The sequence below is a fragment of the Vibrio sp. 10N.286.49.E11 genome, from assembly GCF_041469505.1.
Lineage (GTDB): Bacteria > Pseudomonadota > Gammaproteobacteria > Enterobacterales > Vibrionaceae > Vibrio > Vibrio crassostreae_C.
On sequence record NZ_JBFRKQ010000048.1, the window covers coordinates 1 to 19,681 of the forward strand.

Below are 19,681 nucleotides of genomic sequence, written 5' to 3' on the forward strand. Positions count from 1 at the left end.
ATCAGCTTGAAGATCAACGAAGCCATATATGACTAGCCGTTAGCTTCTAACAGGCATACCTAGTCCTATGACTTTGTTTATAGCTTTGACATTCGCCATGATTTCTCCCACTTGAGCGTTGTAACATCTCAAGCTCAATTTACCGCTGGTTAGTCCTTTATATCGAGACATTGCGGTCTCAGATATTGAGCGATAGTGGTAACCAGACTCCGATTTCCACTCCGCTATTGTTCCATTTTTCAGAGCCTCTACGGCTTCGTTTCTGGGATGCCCATCTTCCCAAAGCGCCGCATTCTTTCGAGGCGGTATTAGCGGAGTACAGCCCTTATTTTTCAGAGTCTCATAGCAGTTTTTAGTGTCATATGCTCCATCTGCAGATACGGCTATGACCTTTCTGCGTAGTGGATTGAGCAACGTCGGTAGCACTTCACTATCGCCAACATTTACAAGGCTGACTTCCGCACTAATCGTTTCGTGAGTATCTACATCAACAGCTAAATGCAGTTTGCACCATGCTTTTTCACTTTCCACTCACCCTCGCCAAAGACTTTAAGACCAGTCGAATCAATGGCTATATGGCGAATAGCTCCTCTGGATTTATTACGATATTTGACCTGAACTGTCTTTGAACGTTTACTGATACAGGTGTAATCAGGGGATGTCAGCGGAACATCCAATAGCTCAAAGATAGAGTCAATAAAGCCTTGAAGGGCACGTAATGGCAGCGAAAAGATGCCCTTAATCATCAAGGCAGTTTCAATCGCTGTATCTGAGTACTGGAAGCCTCTACCACGCTTACCATGATGAGTTTTGCATTGCCATGCATCTATGGCTGAGTCATCTATCCAGAACGTAACCGAACCACGTTTGCAAAGAGCCTTATTGTACTCTGCCCAATTAGTGATTTTATTTTTTCACTTTACCCATATCACCGCCCTTCTAACCATTACAAAGGATCAGATCGAAGAACTTGAAAAAGGTTCAACTGGTTTAGGCAACAACGCCCCTGAAACTTGTCGTATTGACTAAGAAATACGCGAAACGGGGTGGCTCTATCTCTAAACTTAATTACGCAACAAAGCCCTTCCCAAGGCTTTAACCAATGACAACTTTATCTTTGCTAATTTTTAAGTAAGAACGACTAGTCTTCTCATCTTTTCCTTCCACCTTAACTGTTGCTGATGAAGCTTTAACAAGATCAAAGTTAGATTGTGACAAAGTAATATTTTTTCTAATATTGTCATTTATCGTATCGGATAAATTCTTTATTTCATTAAATATCTTATATTCTTTTATTTTATCGTTATCTTCATCAATCTTTATTTTCATATTTTTCGCAATATATTCATTATCTATATTGGCTTTGATAAAGTTGTTTATTTTGGCTTGACCTGTTCCAGATTCATCTTTGAGCTTATTTCCATTCGGATATTTATCTATAAACTTATCTCTTAATCTTTCATAGAAAACATTGTCTATACTTTGATCAGTTCCGTTAGACTTCCATGTATTTTCATTCCAATATCTTTCTTGTGAGAAAATATACTCCTTACCTTCTTTGCACACCTCAATCAATATCGAATAATAAGCATAACAAAAAGGATTTAAATATAATTCATCTTCACCTATATATATTTTTTTAGCGACAGGATCATATTTCAACTCAATATTTTCTTCTAACGTTGCTTTCAATTCTTTTGTATAGTTTTCAAATAAACTCCTATTTTTATTCCTAGAGGAAGCAGACATGTTTTTATCAATCCGGATATTAGGTATAAAATTACCCAATGGAACAAAAGGAATATCGGCCAGCTCTACAATAGGTTTTCCACATTCTTCCTCAGTAAGAACGAGTTTTGATTTATCGTATTTATCGTATGACGGGGGAGTTTTTTCATTAAATTTTTTCACATTTGGTGGAAACATGAAATTAGTACCCTCGAGATCGTTTCGAGCAACCAGCACATGGCTCATTTTATCTTCTGGCCTAGCAAATAGAGAAAAAATATAACCTAAGAAAAATGACATGCTTTTTCTTCCACCTGCAATCGAAGCATGCAAATGGTATTCTTCATTTAAAGCAAAAATTCTTACCTTCTGACAAATAATATCAGCCATATTTTTTTGATCTTGTTCATTCCTGATATCACTTAGATATTCGCCATTCTCATCTGTTATAATGACGATATCATCAATTTTAATGAGTCTATTGTCGATAGGGATATCATACTCATCACATAACTTCTTTATTTCTTTATTTATATAAAAATCAATAATTTTATGATTTTCATCATCAAAGTCACGCGGTGTGGCAACGCATTCTAGATTTATCAACCTTTTAAAGCCAAGAAGAGTCGTAAATATCGTAATCTTTTCAGGAAACTCCATGTCTTCATGAGCGTACATCGCATATAAACTTTCAGTAATAACAGCAGGAGACCCACCTAGCACAGTAATTAAATGCCATGGTTTTTTTGTTTTAATTTTTTCTTCGAACACAGAAATACCTATATAAATACAATATGAATAAGTAACAAAACTCGGGTTGAAAATTAATGATATTCACTCGAGTGATACTATTTAAGTTATTAATTTATAACACATTTTCAGATTTCATTGAATTTAATTATTGTTACTGACTGTTAATAAAAAAATGGCTATCAATTGATAGCCATTTTTCATGATGAATTATTGTAATTTGATGGTGTTACTTATTACGCTCATTTTCTATTCAAGAAAATGCAATCACTTCGTAAGACTTCATATTTTTCTAAACGTGGGCTACATTCAATCAATTGTAAGTAGCTCAATTCCCTACCTCTTAGGTACGATGGGATATCCAAGGAAAAGTGATAATAGTTTACATTTTTCTCGGTCAGCTCCACCACCAAATGAATAGGTAATGTGCCTAGCACGGTATCACCAGGTTCAAACATATCGATTGATTCAACATGAGTCAACCAATGGTGTATATCTATATTAAAGCTCTTAATTAAGTCAATCGTAGCGGGGTGGCGAGTAACAAAATAGGTTTTCATCGTTTGTATCCAATCATATACGTTACACCGCATTCTATCAGAGCTAGAGGCTTTGCTGATCTTAGTCGGAGCCGAGTAATAAAAGAGACTCACTGACACAACGAAGGCACTCCCTTAGTACTTGCTCGGATCCGAGCAAGTGGTACTTCCGCTAACAATCGAGAATAATCCATCTCGAAATGATTAACGCACTCGACAAACCACATTGAGATTATTTACAAAGTATAGGGATAGCTAATGACAAGAGTAGCACTGATGATCGATGGCGAAAATATTTCGGCTAAGCATATATACAAATGTATTGATAAGGCTGAGGCATACGGTGACGTAATAATTAAACGCGTGTATGCCAATGTCGCAAAAACAAATAATGCATGGGGCGAACACGCTGCGAGTCAAAGTGTACGTTACATTCATGCTCAAGAAACCGCTAATAAAAAGAATACCACCGATATGCTGCTAGCAATAGATACGATGGAATTAGCGTTAACAAATAGAGCCGACACTTTTATCTTTTGTTCGGATGATTCAGATTTTGGTCCGCTAATACAAAAACTCATTGAACTAGAGAAAAAAGTTATTGGAGTTGGAACTAACAAAGCAAATGATGGATATAAGAGTAGCTACACCGATTTTGAATGCTTAAATACATCACCTAAGTTAGACAATCCAATAGTAAAAAATTCGATTATTGGATTAGAAGACATGTTATCTATCAACTCGGAAACTAAACAGAGGTTTCCAAGCAACTTGGATTTTGAGATGTTTATGTCAATCTGTTATCAAGAATTACAGCATGGTTATTGGGTCAATATATCATGTTTAGGAGGTAAACTTGCACATTTCAAATTGACAAAAAGAAACCTAAAGCTTGTTAGTATCCTAAAAAACATTGAATACTTTGAGCATAGAGTGAACGGTGAGCATAGCCAATTTCGTTTAAGAAAAACGCAACAAGAATGTGTAAAAAGAATCAATAATGATGATCTAATCAGAACAAATAGAAAGAATGAAATTTTAAACACTAAATTTTGGATCAAATGCGCAAAGACTTTACAAATGAAAGTAGAGAACACCTTAAGTAATTGGTTAGACGTACTGAAAAATAAAAAACATAGTAACCATTATTTTAATTAAATGGCTTTCAACCATCTAACCACAATTACAATTACAATTACACTATTTAACTAAAAATTATTTATTAGGATATCACTATGAGAATGACAAAAACGATCTCTTACCGCCATAACAATGGTACATCTAAAATTAGCATTGATCCTGCATTATATGGTGCAGTAAGCAGTAAGCATGAAAATGGTCAAACTTGGTTACGACAAAATGCTACCAAGCTTCATAATGAACTAGGTGGTGACCGTATTTCATATCGAGTAGCTGAAAAGGCTTTCCTTTCTATTCTTCCTGAAAAAAGCATGCAGGATTACGAGTCAAGGCTTGGGTATTGTAACGTAAGAATCTCCTTAGATAATGTGCAGTATGCATTCTCTCTACCACATGTGCTTCTGCATTACATCTCAAAGGTTTATACCAAAAAATTCGATTTAGATAATATTCTTCGACAAGCACTCGTTGAGTTTGCTAAAAGAGACTCTCCCAAAAACAGATCTCGAACACTAGTAGAGGCTCTGCTTGATTCCATTACTTGTGGTTCTGATGTTACGGACAATAAGAATAAAGCATCAGGATAAATAAGAGCTAGACTGGTCAGCAGACTGATAAGTTAGGCAACCTCGTAAAAAGAACGAGCTAGTTACTAAGCAGCATCGATGACGCTCGACCGATAGAAATTATGTTGAATAAGTATGATTGGAGTAATAATGGAATTGGAGTTAACAAATGATCAGGTAGATATTTTACTGCATTTAGTTCAAACGGAGATGAATGGAATCTGTGGTGACTTGGGCTACATGGAGCTTTCAAAAATAAGGGCAATTTTAGGGCGGCAGTCACCTGAACATCTTTCAGAATAGTCTGATATTTCCCCAAAACCTACGTTCAACCACATAATATGATGAATAAATTGTAATGAAAAACCTACCTCAATTGAAAGAATTTAGACTCGTTGGCTCGACCTTTCCAGTCGTAGATCCTACTGATTTACCTCAGGATGTACTAGCTGCATTAGATAAGTACATGATTGGGAAAACAGTTAGCCATCCTATTTACATATACGTTCAGGACTGGATAGAGTTCTGTGGGGCAGTAGAGCGCGGAAACATCCATATTTAACGTGAAGACCGCAAGCGCATCATAAAGCCCGCATTCTAATCTTCTAGAACAAACACAAGCAGGAGGTTGAAGATGCGGGATACGATTCCCGCTGCACGCTCCAACCTCTATTTAGTTTCAAATTATCTTTAGTTACAATCCCCCTTTAGATTCACCATCTCCGCTTAGCTTAAAGTCTAAAACAATTAAAACTGCGCACTTCATTGTGTGATTTTTTGTATTAAAAAAGAGCAATACCAAATGATATTACTCTTTGAATATTCTTAATTTAATTGATTACCTCAATCAAGCTGCCCTTCATCTAAAGCAGAAGTAACCCATACTAGCGGCGCATTCCAGTTGATGGTTATCTCGTTCAACGTCCAAGCTCCAATATTATCGCTGTAACACGTTTGTCCAACACATTTGCCTTTCATCACAGCGGCAATAGGATCACTAAAACTTACCGAATTTGGGCCTCCAATTAACGCACCCGGCGCTGGTTTTGGTGAACTTTCATCAGCAGCGTAAGCCCAGAATCGATGATGAGGATTCTCAGCAGGTTTCGTTCCATAACCAGTAACATAAGAGATATTCATCGGGTTACCTCCGAGGATATAATCCATCGCACTAGCCGCCGCTTTGATGTATCGAACATCATTGGAAAAATCGTTAGCGTAAATCAAAAAGATACTTCGGTTTACAAGGTTGGAGTTTGAGCCCCACGAATACTCTTCTACGGTATAAGGAATGTTATAGCCTTCATTGGCAACTTGCTTGGTATAAGATTCAGCCGTTTTAATGATGTTCTTACGTGCTTGTTCAATAGCCTGGCTGTCTAATGAGTTAGGTACCACGGCTAAACTCACAGTGCCCGCAGGCGCTATATACTGCCAATACATATCACCATCCGCATTGATGTTCCCCTTCGGCACTTCAAGATAGTGTGGAGAATCAATCAATACTTTTTTATAAACCTCATCATTGGTTGTGATAAAGAGCTCGGCCGCAGCCCAGTATCGCTCATCACTCAATTCGATATCATCATACGGCCCAGAGCCTGTGAAGTTGTCGTAAGCATAGATATCTTGATGTTGATTTGCGGCGTTCCACGCTTTGATCGCTGAATCCAAACATAACTGTGAGAAATCACTGTCGATATCTTTCCAAATACGTGCACACTGAGCACCGATTGCCGCCAGATTCAATGAAGCCGCAGTAGTAGGATAACCAACATAACGTTTCTGAGTATCTTTGTGTGGCGGTAATGGCATGCCCGTCCAAGACTCATCCGCGATCTTATGGAATGCCAGCCCTCTCGCGTTAATCTCGGTAAGTTTTAGCTGTTTACTTGCGGACTGATTACCAACAGGGACAGAGATAGGCGTGTCAGAGTCGACTTGCATCGCTAACATGAACTCAATGTTCCAACGCGCTTCAGACAACAACGGATTAACGCCATTGGTTGCTTCAGGGATTTTCACTTTGCCCTCAGAAAAAGGAAGCAATTTGTTTTCTAGGAACTGACTTCGCTCGTATAAATTCAGAAGTGTCCATGTTGAGATGCCACTGTTCACCGTGTATTTACCATGATCGCCTGCATCGTACCAACCACCGGTCGCATCAATAGTCAGGTCACAGCCAGGCCATTTATTTCCCCAACTATCAACTTTATCAAAACAGGTTGCAGTATCGGACATGTGGCCACCGGGCCTCGCAAGATCTTCACGTTGAACGAACTCTGGCTTTATTTCAATGCCGCTGCGATTTTGATAGAAGTAAGACAACGCATCGAGCTTCAACTTGCTATAAACATCATTTCGAATATCGAATGGATAGCTTACATCGTCATCGACCTTGACCGTTAAACCTCTCATCGTGTCTGTATATTTTGAAAGGTTAACTCGGTGAATGTGCTCACCCGACGCTTTATTCAAACCGAATACTTCTGTTTTACCGAGGTCGAGGCTGATCCCTGATTGAGAGACTAATGTCCATTTCAAAGGTGTCGTCGAGGTATTTTCAACAAAGATATATTTATCAGATTTCGGTAAGAAACCAACTTGGTTAGCTCGAATAGGCATCTTAGTCGCTACTTTTACAAATGGCTTACCTACAACAGAAACGTTATCAACACAGATGACACCAGTTTTCTGTGCGCCTAATTGAAACTGGAATTCTGTATCGGCGTCACTATCAAGTTCGTGTACAAAATCAAACGTATAGCTTTGCTTGTCTTCGGATACACCTACTTCGGTTAGAAAATAGTGTGTATAGGGAGGGCCTTCATGTTGAATCAAGGCTTTCATCTCAGTATCAATATTCGCATATGCATCGAACGATACTTGGTACCTTTGACCTTGCTCTAAACCAATGCCACTGTGACCTAAAATGACATCCCAAGAATTTTTTCCTGGGTTTTTTATATCAATACACGCTTCATTACTTTCTGTTGCTATGTTGGCGCCGGCATTCCACCAGCCATCCATATTGCCTTTAAAGTGACTATTCCTAATCTGCTCTTCTGCATAAGTTACTCCAGAAGATAAAATCATGAAAACCGCGAGAGATAACGTTCCTTTTTTCATCATTATTCCTTAAAGATGTTTAATATCTCCAAGGAAACTAGCGAAATAGATTCAATAATAGAGAGTTAACATTCGCAAAAAATAGACTCGTTAAAATAAATATTATGATTTCTTGTGATGTTTAACACTAAGGAACAAGTTCATGAATCAATTGCATGGATAGACAAAACGATATTGTGCTAGTGCTTCTCAATTAAACTCAGATTTCATAAAAGTGCGGGTTTAATAATCTTGGTCAATATCTGCAAAAACAGTTGTGGTAATGTGCGCGCATTAGCAACAACCCATAAATAATTAAAAATGTTTAAAAGCAATGAGTTAACAATCAACATCGAAGCAATTAATGTCGCGCTAGCAAAAGTTGAAAATGCCAATAAAATTCAGCTAGATACATTGAAAGGTTATGTGAACAGCGAGCCTGAACAGGCTGTACTGGCTTTTCGATCGCTGAATGAAGCAGAATCAATCGACGACAAGCTTAAGAAGATCATGTCAGAGCTACCGCATCTGAGCGGCGAAGCACACCACCTGCTTGAAACTTCTATCTTGCTACAGTGATTATGAATAAAGATAAGCCTCAGCGAATCCCTCACAGCAAAGCGCTTTGGGTATAAGTTAAGACTTATCTTTAATTTCTAGCCCTCATTGAATTATCTAATTCAACTAAGCGCTATTGATTAACGTCTAAAGCGTTATCGACTTCACCATACCCGCTTCAGCGTGACCAGGAATATTGCACGCGAACTCTACGTTATTATCGCCATGGAAATGCCACAGCAATTGCTTCGCTTTACCCGGCTTAACCGTAACTGTGCTACCCGAGTCATGAGCGTGATTACCCATGTTTTTCATCATTTCACGGTGCTCTAGCTGCTCTGAGGCAGAACCAATCGAGAATTCGTGATCAATCTTGCCTGTGTTCATCACAACAAACTGCACCACGTCGTTCGGCTCAATATCAACCTTGTTCTTAAATGTGATTTTCATATCGTCACTTAGCAGAACATGAACCACTTTATCCGGCTTTGCGCCTGTCGCAGGCATACCCACTTCTGACATACCTTCCATATTCATCATCGAATGGTCCATCTTTCCATCCTTCATCATGCTGTGATCCATTTTTGAATGATCCATCTCTCCATTTTTTATCATTGAGTGGTCCATTTCAGCAAAAGCCGTTGCAGTAGTTAACGTCAGTGCAATCGCAATAAGTGTCTTTTTCATGATCGTTCCTTAGATAAATTCAGTTATTTATTTGTTAGTTTCACATGTTTGTGTGGTACGCCCTTACCCACTCTGTTTTGGTCAGTAAGGGCTAATAATCAATACGTTATTTGTTTGTTTCGTTTTGACTGTGCGTAATCTCACGCTGTTTCCAGAGCTTAAAGATTGCAGGCAACACTAGTAGGGTGAGCAACAGCGCAGAAGCCATACCGCCTATCATGGGTGCTGCGATTCGTTGCATCACTTCTGAGCCCGTACCCTCGCCATACATGATTGGAATGAGGCCGATAATCACCGTAAGTACCGTCATCATCACAGGGCGCACACGCAGTCCTGCCCCTTCACGGATCGCATCCGTTAAGTCTTCACTCTGAAGTGCTTGCTGGTTCTGCTCCGCATCCAATTTTTTGTAGTGCCACGCTTGGTTTAAGTAGACCAACATGATCACACCTATCTCAACAGCAACCCCGGCAAGCGCGATGAAACCCACACCCACTGCAATGGAGAAGTTGTAATTGAGGATATGCATTAGCCATAAACCACCAACCATCGCGAGTGGCAATGTCAGCATAATCATCATCACCTCACCGACACGGCGGAAGCTGAGGTAGAGCAACAACATGATGATGGCGATTGTGATTGGCACAACGACACTCAAACGCTCCTTCGCGCGCTCCATGTATTCGTATTGACCAGACCACGCCAATGAATAACCCGCAGGTAAGACGATTTGATCTGTAACGATTTTTTGCGCCTCTGCCACATAAGAACCAAGGTCGCGACCTTCGATGTCAACGAACACCCAACCATTAGGACGCGCGTTCTCCGTCTTAATCATTGGTGGTCCATCTTCATAGCGAATATCTGCAACATCAGACAAAGCAATTCGCGCTCCATTTGGTGTCACTAACGGCAGGTTCTGCAGCTTAACGACAGAATCACGATAGCTTTGTGGGTAACGGACATTGATTGGGTAACGCTCTAGCCCCTCAACGGTTTCACCCACGTTCATGCCACCAACCGCAGTCGAAATAACCTGTTGCACTTCTTTAATGCTCAAGCCATATCGCGCAGCAGAACGACGTTTGATGTCTATCGTCACATAACGACCACCCGCAACACGCTCAGCGTAGACAGAAGCCGTACCACTCACGCTATTGAGGATGGGTTCAAGTTGAGAGCCAATGTCCTCAATCACGCTCAGATCTGGGCCTGCGATTTTGATACCAATTGGCGTTTTAATACCGGTCGCCAACATGTCGATACGCGTTTTGATTGGCATGACCCAAGCGTTGGTCAAACCGGGGAATTGAATCAGATCATCAAACTCTTTTCGTAGCGACTCAGTAGTGACGCCGTCACGCCACTCATCTCGCGGTTTAAGCTGAATCACGGTTTCAATCATAGTCAGTGGCGCAGGATCGGTTGCCGTCTCTGCTCGACCAATTTTGCCCCACGTGGTTTCGACTTCTGGAATGGTTTTAATGAGCTTGTTGGTTTGTTGCAACAACTCACGAGCCTTACCTATTGAGATGCCCGGATACGTGGTTGGCATGTACATCAAATCCCCTTCATCCAAAGGTGGAATGAACTCACTGCCAAGCTTACTGGTTGGGTAATAAGCAGACGCCATTAAGCTAAGTGCGATAACAATCATCACCTTTGGATATTTTAGGCTGAGGTTCAGAAGCGGCTTGTACATCGCCACTAGGCTGCGGTTTACTGGGTTTTTGTGTTCAGGTAGCACGTTGCCGCGAATGAAGTAACCCATTAGCACAGGCACAAGCGTGATAGCCAAACCTGCCGCTGCCGCCATCGCATACGTCTTGGTAAAGGCAAGTGGCGAGAACATCTTGCCCTCTTGGCCTTCTAACGCGAACACAGGCACAAAGCTCAAGGTAATGATAATCAGAGAGAAGAACAGCGGCGCGCCAACTTCTTCTGCTGCCTTACCAATCACCTGCCAACGGTTTTTGTCAGTAAGCGGAGTCCGTTCAATGTGTTTATGAACGTTCTCGATCATTACGATGGCACCATCCACCATGGCGCCAATCGCAATCGCGATCCCGCCAAGAGACATGATGTTGGCGTTAATACCCTGCCAATGCATCACAATGAATGCACCTAAGATACCAACAGGCAGACTTAGCGCGATAACCAGTGATGATCGGATATGGAACAAGAACAGCGCACACACCACGGCGACCACGACGAACTCTTCAGCCAGCTTCTTCCAAAGGTTTTCAACGGCTGCATCAATCAAAGTAGAACGGTCATAAGTCGCGACAATCTCGACACCATCAGGTAAGCCGGCTTGCAGTTCCGCAAGCTTGGATTTAACCGAGTCGATCACTTCACTGGCATTTTCACCAAAGCGCATCACGATAACGCCGCCAACCGCTTCACCCTCACCATTGAGTTCAGAGATACCACGACGCATTTGCGGGCCAAGGTTAATGTCAGCAATGTCGCCCAGTAACAGCGGAGTACCTTTGTCGGTCACTTTTAACGGCAGAGATTGAATGTCTTCGATGCTTGTCAGGTAACCGGTCGTACGAACCATGTGTTCGGCTTCAGCAATCTCAACAACAGACGCTCCTGTTTCTTGATTACCATCTTGGATTGCCTTGTTGACTTGCTGAAGCGTCAGGTCATATGCACGTAACTTGGCAGGATCAATCTGTACTTGGTACTGCTTCACCATGCCGCCAACGGTCGCAACTTCAGACACGCCTTCTACGGTTTGCAATTCATACTTCAAGAACCAATCTTGCAAACTACGAAGTTCCGCTAAGTCGTGCTGACCGGTTTTATCTTGCAACACGTAGCTGTAAACCCAGCCCACACCGGTTGCATCTGGCCCTAGTGTTGGCTTGGCACTCGATGGCAAGTTAGGTGCAACTTGGCTTAAGTACTCCAACACTCGTGAACGCGCCCAGTACATATCAGTATCATCATTGAAGATGATATATACATAGGAATCACCAAAAAACGAGTAACCACGAACCGTTTCAGCTCCTGGTACGGCTAACATGGCGGTGGTCAATGGATAAGTCACCTGATCTTCGACCACTTGTGGCGCTTGCCCCGGATAACTGGTTTTGATAATTACCTGAACATCTGATAAATCTGGAATGGCATCGACCGGTGTATTTTTAACGCTGTATAAGCCGCCAAATACGATGGCTACAGTAGCAACCAGCACTAAGAAGCGGTTGCTAATAGACCAGCGAATGATTGCATTGATCATAATGTGCCCTCACCCTTGCTATTCGTCGGTTCGAGAGATTTGAGCACATAATCTGAACCCTGCTTCGCTACTAGAAACCGAATGGTTTGACCCTCGGCAAACTCCGATAAATCAAGGTCATCACTGGCTTGGAAATTCATTTCACCCGCTTTCCAATTCCACTCAGGGACAGGCTGATGTTTTACGGTGATCATGCCAAAATCTGCCATCAACATTGTAATGTCACCCGTTACCCAAACTTCGCCAGCGATTTTGTGTTTGTTGACCTTGTAATCAATAACCTCGTACTGCCCTGACTCTGTCTTTCTCATCTCAAAATCAATCGCCTTACCACGTTGCACGTCACTCATGTCCAAGCCTTCCGCAAAGGTGAAATTCATCACCATGCCCGGCCAATCCCATTCAGGAACAGGCTGATGGTTAATCGTCACCATGCGACTGCCTTGCATAACATCGGAAATTTCGCCGTTCGTCCATACGGTTTCAGCTTCTTCCTCAACACCATTGATGCGTGACAGATCAGCAGATTGGCTCGATTCAGAATCCAACATGAAGTGAGCAGAAGTGACAATATTTTCGCCTTGCTCTAGCCCTTGAAGCACCTCTATTTTTTCGCCAGCTTCACGACCAACCTCAATACGAGCAGAGCGATACTTGCCAGAACCTTCTGACATCACCACTCGAGTCATACCACCGGAGTGAATCACCGAAGATCTTGGGATAGTAAGAACGGCTTCATCACTGATGGGTTTCAGCGCAATATTGGCAAACATATTTGGCTTAAGCTCACCATTTGGATTGGAGAGCTTCAAACGAACGCGCAGAGTTCGAGTTTTTGGGTCAAGGATTGGGTAAACGTAATCGACATTACCCAACCACTCTTTGCCGGGAATGGCATCTAGCGTCATCACCGCATTGCTGCCTGACGAGATCCAGTGCGCTTGACGCTCAAACACCTCAGCATCAACCCATACTTCGCCTAATGGGCCTGCACTGATCACCGCTTGTGCAGGTGAAAGATAACCACCTTCTCGGATATTCAGGCTTGCGATGACACCATCGGCTGGCGCTTTGACTTCAATGGTTTGTGAGGCTTTGCCTTTGCGCGTAATAGCGCGGATTTGAGTCTTATCAACACCCAAGGTAATTAAGCGTTCAGTCGAGCCCTTAATCAAACCTTTACGACCCGTTTTATAAGCACTGATCAACTCTTCTTGTGCTTTAACAAGCTCTGGAGAATAGAGTGTGAAAAGCACATCACCTTTGTTTACCTTCTCACCCACTGCGTTGATGGAGAGTTTTTCCACCCAACCAGAAACACGCACGTTGGTTTGCCATAGCGCACTTTCATCGAACGCCACATAACCCACGGTTTCAATCCGAGGAGACAGCGCTTCGAACTTAACTTTCGCTGTTTTGACACCCAGATTATTTTCTACCGACGAATCAATGAACACGGTACCGGGCTCATCTTTAGCACCACTTGAGTCATCCGCGTAAACAGGGATTAAATCCATCCCCATAGGTGACTGACCCGGCTTGTCTCGCTGATAATTTGGGTCCATCGGAGCCACCCAATACAGAGGTTCATCCTTGGTTTGTTTATTTACTTCGGCGCCTGTACTCGTTGCCATTGCTGACATGTTATGTGCTGACCCAACGACAAAGTGATTCACACTAAAACCCAATGCCCCACCGACCAATAAAGCGATAGTCGCTACTTTTACTGTATTCATTGTCTATTCCCTTATTGATTGGCTGTGTGTTTAGTTGCGCTTGAGTTGAGTTGTGGTTGGTTTACTTGGTATTCAAAGCCACTGACTAACGCCGCCAGTTTGCTGTTAACGATGTTGAGGTCGGTGATCAAACGTTGTTGCTCTAACTTAAGCGCCAGCTCATCGGTCGTTGCTAAAATGACATCGTTAAACTGAGCGGTATTGTTTTGATAGCCCCTTTCAACCGCGCTGATTCGTGCTGCAGTTTGAGGAAGCAAGGACGTTTGATAGCGATCTAATCGCTGGATCAGATTTGCTCTGTCCACCAGCAATGCGTTCACTTGCGCGTTCATTTGGGAAAGTAAGGTGTCTTTTTGAGATTTAGCCGCACCAACTTGATACTGAGCAGCCGATAAGTTTTTATCTTGTCGGTTCCCTGTAAACAGCGGGATGTCGACTGTCAGATAAGCACTCACAAGATCAGAAGCAGGTTCACCCGCCATGTTGTTGGCTTGACGGTGTGCATACATCACTTCCACCCCAAACTGCGGGGTATAAGCTTGCTCTGCTAACTCGACCTGAGTTTGATTGGAGGAAATACTGACATCGGAGATCTTAACCAAAGGATGGTCAGTCAGTAGCTGGTAGTGCTTGGTTGAATCGATATTGGTCGCTAATTTGCTTTCCAATAACGACCAATCGATTTGGTTAGTTGCATTCAGTGTACCCTGAGAATCAAGAACCTGAGAGCCAAGCCAATCAGAACCCAACCATTCAGAAAGCTGAGAGATTAGACGACGCTGAACCTGCTGGTTTGCCTGAAGTTTTTCATCAAGCTTGCTCACTTGAAGCTGAGCATTAAGCAGATCTTGCGCTTCACTTTTACCAATCGAGTAATTGGTTTGTACATCGTTTTCAAGCTCAACCAACAAACGACGATTTTGACGAATCACCGACTCAGCCTTTTGCTGATAACCTAACTCAAGCCAAAGCTGCGTCATGCTATTCGCAACCGTCAATTCTCTTGCTTGCACCTGCAAAGCTAAAGCATCAGCCTGCTGGCCTGCCCTTTTCTGTTGGAGGTTAAGCGTATCGCCACGCTCAAACTGCTGCATCAGCCCTACCGATATATTAGTCATCGGGTCTTCGTCGAATTGAAAGCTATCGACAGGCAAACCGCCAAATCCAACTTTCAATTTCGGGTCCATTAAGGTCGAGCTGGAAATGCCCGTTTCTCGCATCGCTTGAGACTGAGCAAAGTACTGTTTGCGATTTCCATCTTCGCTTAAAGCAATCTCAATCAGTGTATTGAGTTGCTGCGTCGAGCTTGCTTGGTCATGTGCTGAAATGTGTTGAGCATTTGAAGCTGACGCCGTGGCAGCCGCGAGCGTAGCACTTGAAAACAAGGCCATAGGCAAAGCAGCAGCAACCACTAAGCTCGTGTTCATGACAAACACAGAGGTTGTTGGTTTCATATTCACAATGAATGTCCATATCTAGCGCTAATTAGCGCATAAAAAAGAATGGCTTATCAGGTTTATCTAACTGATAGAGCTGTATTTTTAGATATAGATTTATGCGGAAGGTGGGCGTAGCAAAGATTGAGCGCGTGCGACTTTCTGGCCAATCGTGACCGATTGAAAACGAGCTAATGAAAAGGAAAGTTGATCAACGGCTTGAACAGCCTGAATTGGATAGGGACTTGCAGAACACATTGAGGCACAGCAATCGGCACTCGAACAATGGTTACCCATCATCGGACTGCCGTCTTCGCTCATTGAAGACATATCGAATTGAGCCATCAAAGCATGAGCACTCATGTTAGAGTCTTCAGGGTGTACTTCTTCACTCATCACATGACACCCTGCCATTGAATCATTAACCGAAGTATCGCTGTGGTAACAAGCCGACTTGCTCGACCCCATTTCCATCATCATTACTTCAGTCATCAAGGCTGAGGAGCTTGAGGCATAGCTAGACATCAACATCGCAATGATGCTGAAAACAATAATCCAAGTTTTTCGGAATGTGTTTGTCATAGCTTACCTTTGAATTTACAACGCAACTATAAACGTTCCCCTTAGGGTAAGGTCAATGCCATTGTGCCGATATTTACCTGACCGTTGAAAAAGTATTCATCCTCTCTTTCATCAAAATGAGATAATTCTTCGACTTTGCAGTTTTTTCTTTAAAAATTATCCAATTAGCTAGCGAAACCTCTATCTGTGTATTTTACTTAAGACAGTGCAACCACGATTCACGGATGATAAAAATGGCTAACAAAAAAAACGTCGAAACAAACAAGAAAAATACAGAAATCAAAAATAAGAAAAGTAACGAGATAGAACAAAAGAAACCAACACAAAAAAAGAAGCGCAGACTGCATTCACATCTAAAAGTGAATATCCCACTTTTTCAGTCACTCATGATGATTTTGCCATCATTGGCTAAACACGCTGCTGCGGAAAGTATAGACAATTCCAGCGACGCTGCAGATCAAGTAACCGCAAATAACGTGACCGAAAAAGATGTCACCGATGACCATAGCAAGGCGGACTCATCAGCGGTTGCTCTCCAAGAAGCTCAGACGAGTGACAGCGACGTAAACTCCACCTTAAGTGCAAGTCATGCCGCCCATGGTTCGAGCTCTCACTTGGTTCCTTCTCATCATTTGTCGACGCTTTCTCACCCGCAAGTCCATTACATTCCTTCGGTATCGATGCCGACTATCTCCTCAGGGAGTAACGGTCAGCCGACTCATTCGAATGCGCCTACGACGCCCGCTTTACCTGTCACCTTTATGCCAGAAGTCATAAAAGGTACGTACGGAGAGCTTCATGTTGATGCAAATGGTCAATACACATTCGTATTGAATCCAAATTCTCCTCAATACATCCTGTTAAATCAGCACCAACCAGGTACTGACCATTTTGCGTTACATCTATCTAATGGCTCGAGCATCATTGTCCAGATACCAATAACAGGTAAGCAAGACACGCCAAGTATTTCTGGAGACTTAACAGGTGTCGTAACAGAAGATCACAATATTGATTCACAAGGCTTGTTACATGCGAACGGCAAAATTGATGTCATAGACCCTGATCAAAATGAAAGTTCGGTGAAGCCGGAAGTTATCTCAGGTAAATATGGTTCATTAACTATCGATGCTGATGGACATTGGCAGTATCAAGTTGATAACTCTCTTTCGAATGTTCAAGCGCTAACCGCAGCCACTTCATTACACGAAAGCTTCACTATTCACACCAAAGACGGAACGCCACAAACCATTGATATGACGATCGGCGGGAACGACGACAATGCCGTAATTACGGGGATGGGTAAGGGCTCAGTCACTGAAGAGTCTCAACTCCAAACATCAGGCACGCTTAGCGTTATTGATGCCGATACTGGGGAAGCCCACTTTTCAAATACCGATATTGTAGGAAGCTTTGGTACCTTGCATCTGACTGATTCAGGTAAGTGGACGTACGATCTGGATAACACGAACCCAGCCGTTCAAGCCCTAGGGCAAGGTTCAACAGCGACAGATCCCTTCACGGTGCACTCTGCTGACGGTACACCTCACAACGTAACTATCAACGTGAGAGGCACTAATGATAATCCAGTAGTAAGCAGTCAATTTCCACACCTCCCCTCAAAGGCAAATATTAGTGCACCTCCTTCGGGACTGGGGAAAACCATATATGAGGATGTAAATGTGCAAAATGGCCATTTACATACCGGCGGTCAATTACATGTTGATGATAAAGACTTCAACGAATCAACATTTTTGCCTGAGAATCTACATGGGGCTTATGGCGAATTAAAACTTACGAGTCAAGGCACTTGGTCTTACATTGCTAACAATAACAATCCGAATATAGAACAACTGAATAATGGCGACACGCTAACCGAGCGCTTTAAAATACATACAAAAGATGGATCGGTATTTGAACTTAATGTTTATATCAATGGCACCAACGATAAAGCGACGGTCAGTACAGCAACGGTCAGTATAGATGAAACCGACAGAGCGGTAACGGCTTCAGGTACGCTAACCAGTACTGACGTGGATAACGCCGATAATACGTTCACACCGAATTCCATTTCAGGCACTAACGGTGACCTGACTATTGACGCCAATGGTCATTGGAGCTTCACAGCTAACAGCGCGTTTAATCAATTAAACGTTGGCGACAAAGTCGAAGAAACCTTCACTGTGTCATCTGTTGATGGCACACCGTCGACCATCAAGGTGACGATTAATGGCACCAACGATAAAGCCACTGTTAGCAGTGCAACTGTCACCATCGATGAGACTGACAAAGCGGTAACCACCTCAGGCACCCTAACCAGTACCGATGTAGATAATCCAGATAATACCTTCACGCCAGGTTCCATTTCAGGCACCAACGGGGATCTTACTATTGACGCCAATGGTCATTGGACCTTCACCGCAAACAGTACCTTTAATCAGTTGAATGTCGGCGATAAGGTTGAGGAAACCTTCACCGTATCATCAATTGATGGCACAACTTCAACCATCAAAGTCACGCTCAATGGTACTAATGACAAAGCCACTATTAGCAGTGCGACCGTCGCCATTGATGAAATTGACAAAGCAGTAACAACTTCAGGCACGCTAACCAGTACCGACGTCGACAACCCCAATAACACGTTCACGCCAGACTCCATTTCAGGCACCAACGGTGACCTGACTATTGATGCTAATGGTCATTGGGCGTTCACCGCCAACAGTGCATTTAATCAGTTAAATATCGGCGACAAGGTCGAAGAGACCTTCACTGTCTCGTCTATTGATGGCACAACGTCGACCATCAAGGTCACGATTAATGGCACCAATGACAAAGCCACTGTCAGCAGTGCGACCGTTGCCATCGATGAAACCGACAAAGCGATAACCACATCAGGCACGCTAACCAGTATCGACGTCGATAATCCAGATAATACCTTCACACCCGATTCCATTTCCAGTACCAACGGTGACCTGACTATTGATGCCAATGGTCATTGGGTATTCACCGCCAACAGCGCGTTTAATCAACTGAACGTCGGCGATAAGGTCGAAGAGACCTTCACGGTGTCGTCCATCGATGGTACCCCTTCGACGATCAAGGTGACGATTAATGGCACTAACGATGCAGCGACAGTCAGTACCGCAACAGTCAGTGTGGATGAGACGGATAAAGCGGTAACGACATCAGGAACGTTGACCAGTACTGACGTGGATAATCCAGATAATGCATTTACACCGGATTCGATTTCAGGCACCAATGGCGACCTCACCATTGATGCTACTGGCCACTGGGTATTCACTGCCAACAGCGCGTTTAATCAATTGAATGTCGGCGATAAAGTCGAAGAAACCTTCACTGTCACTTCCGTTGATGGCACACCTTCGACCATTAAAGTCACGATTAACGGCACTAACGACACCGCTACTGTCAGCAGCGCGACCATTGCCATCGATGAAACCGACAAAGCGGTAACCACCTCAGGCACCCTCACCAGTACCGATGTTGATAACCCAGACAATACCTTCACACCAGATTCTATCTCAGGCACCAACGGTGATCTCACCATTGATACCACTGGCCATTGGGTATTCACCGCCAACAG

At 42.9% G+C, this 19,681-nt stretch carries 13 protein-coding genes and 1 pseudogene; 5 read left to right on the plus strand and 9 right to left on the minus strand.

Translation table 11 applies throughout. The features are described 5' to 3' along the window. Positions 1-39: 39 nt before the first annotated feature. The 3 genes and pseudogenes from AB4167_RS11245 to csx16 form a co-directional block, all read right to left on the minus strand. Positions 40-905, minus strand: a pseudogene (locus AB4167_RS11245) (IS5 family transposase). 190 nt (positions 906-1,095) lie between these two features. Beyond that, the gene (csm6, locus tag AB4167_RS11250) at positions 1,096-2,499 is read right to left on the minus strand and encodes a CRISPR-associated ring nuclease Csm6 (protein WP_372136548.1); all 1,404 of its coding nucleotides are present in this window, start codon (positions 2,497-2,499) and stop codon (positions 1,096-1,098) included. A 221-nt stretch (positions 2,500-2,720) separates the two neighbouring features. After that, positions 2,721-3,071: a CRISPR-associated protein Csx16 gene (csx16, locus tag AB4167_RS11255; protein WP_102393551.1), complete on the minus strand. Its 351-nt coding sequence runs from the start codon at positions 3,069-3,071 to the stop codon at positions 2,721-2,723. Positions 3,072-3,275: 204 nt separating this feature from the next. On the opposite strand from csx16, the gene AB4167_RS11260 reads away from it, so the two are divergent. The 3 genes from AB4167_RS11260 to AB4167_RS11270 all read left to right on the plus strand — a co-directional run bounded on the left by AB4167_RS11260 (position 3,276) and on the right by AB4167_RS11270 (position 5,026). After that, complete coding sequence (locus AB4167_RS11260) at positions 3,276-4,175, plus strand: NYN domain-containing protein (protein WP_372136549.1); 900 nt, start codon at positions 3,276-3,278, stop codon at positions 4,173-4,175. A gap of 77 nt (positions 4,176-4,252) precedes the next feature. Next, the gene (locus AB4167_RS11265) at positions 4,253-4,744 is read left to right on the plus strand and encodes a hypothetical protein (protein ID WP_102393549.1); all 492 of its coding nucleotides are present in this window, start codon (positions 4,253-4,255) and stop codon (positions 4,742-4,744) included. Positions 4,745-4,873: 129 nt separating this feature from the next. Continuing rightward, positions 4,874-5,026 carry a hypothetical protein gene (locus tag AB4167_RS11270; RefSeq protein WP_170962377.1) on the plus strand — a complete coding sequence of 51 codons (153 nt, stop codon included), beginning with the start codon at positions 4,874-4,876 and terminating at the stop codon, positions 5,024-5,026. Between the two features lie 540 nt (positions 5,027-5,566). On the opposite strand, the gene AB4167_RS11275 is transcribed toward AB4167_RS11270, so the two are convergent. Next, entirely contained in the window at positions 5,567-7,852 is a 2,286-nt protein-coding gene (locus AB4167_RS11275; protein WP_102393547.1) for a glycoside hydrolase family 9 protein, read from the minus strand. Positions 7,853-8,152: 300 nt separating this feature from the next. Here AB4167_RS11275 and AB4167_RS11280 point away from each other — a divergent pair, with 300 nt between their 5' ends. Further along, positions 8,153-8,410 carry a hypothetical protein gene (locus AB4167_RS11280; protein ID WP_050634283.1) on the plus strand — a complete coding sequence of 86 codons (258 nt, stop codon included), beginning with the start codon at positions 8,153-8,155 and terminating at the stop codon, positions 8,408-8,410. Between the two features lie 126 nt (positions 8,411-8,536). Here AB4167_RS11280 and AB4167_RS11285 read toward each other — a convergent pair whose 3' ends face one another. From AB4167_RS11285 to AB4167_RS11305, 5 genes are all read right to left on the minus strand, one after another. Next, a complete protein-coding gene (locus AB4167_RS11285) occupies positions 8,537-9,076 on the minus strand; it encodes a cupredoxin family protein (RefSeq protein ID WP_372128174.1) in 540 nt (179 codons plus the stop codon). 106 nt (positions 9,077-9,182) lie between these two features. Further along, complete coding sequence (locus AB4167_RS11290; RefSeq protein WP_372136550.1) at positions 9,183-12,326, minus strand: efflux RND transporter permease subunit; 3,144 nt, start codon at positions 12,324-12,326, stop codon at positions 9,183-9,185. Continuing rightward, positions 12,323-14,062: an efflux RND transporter periplasmic adaptor subunit gene (locus AB4167_RS11295; protein WP_256798111.1), complete on the minus strand. Its 1,740-nt coding sequence runs from the start codon at positions 14,060-14,062 to the stop codon at positions 12,323-12,325. Before AB4167_RS11295 ends, AB4167_RS11290 begins: the two co-directional genes overlap by 4 nt. A gap of 11 nt (positions 14,063-14,073) precedes the next feature. Then, positions 14,074-15,516 carry a TolC family protein gene (locus AB4167_RS11300; RefSeq protein ID WP_256798862.1) on the minus strand — a complete coding sequence of 481 codons (1,443 nt, stop codon included), beginning with the start codon at positions 15,514-15,516 and terminating at the stop codon, positions 14,074-14,076. 99 nt (positions 15,517-15,615) lie between these two features. Next, positions 15,616-16,080, minus strand: a complete 465-nt coding sequence (locus AB4167_RS11305; RefSeq protein ID WP_017102898.1) for a hypothetical protein — start codon at positions 16,078-16,080, stop codon at positions 15,616-15,618. Positions 16,081-16,313: 233 nt separating this feature from the next. Between AB4167_RS11305 and AB4167_RS11310 the strand changes: the two genes are divergently transcribed. Next, positions 16,314-19,681: VCBS domain-containing protein (locus tag AB4167_RS11310; protein WP_372136551.1), on the plus strand; the 3,368-nt coding region annotated here is incomplete at its 3' end.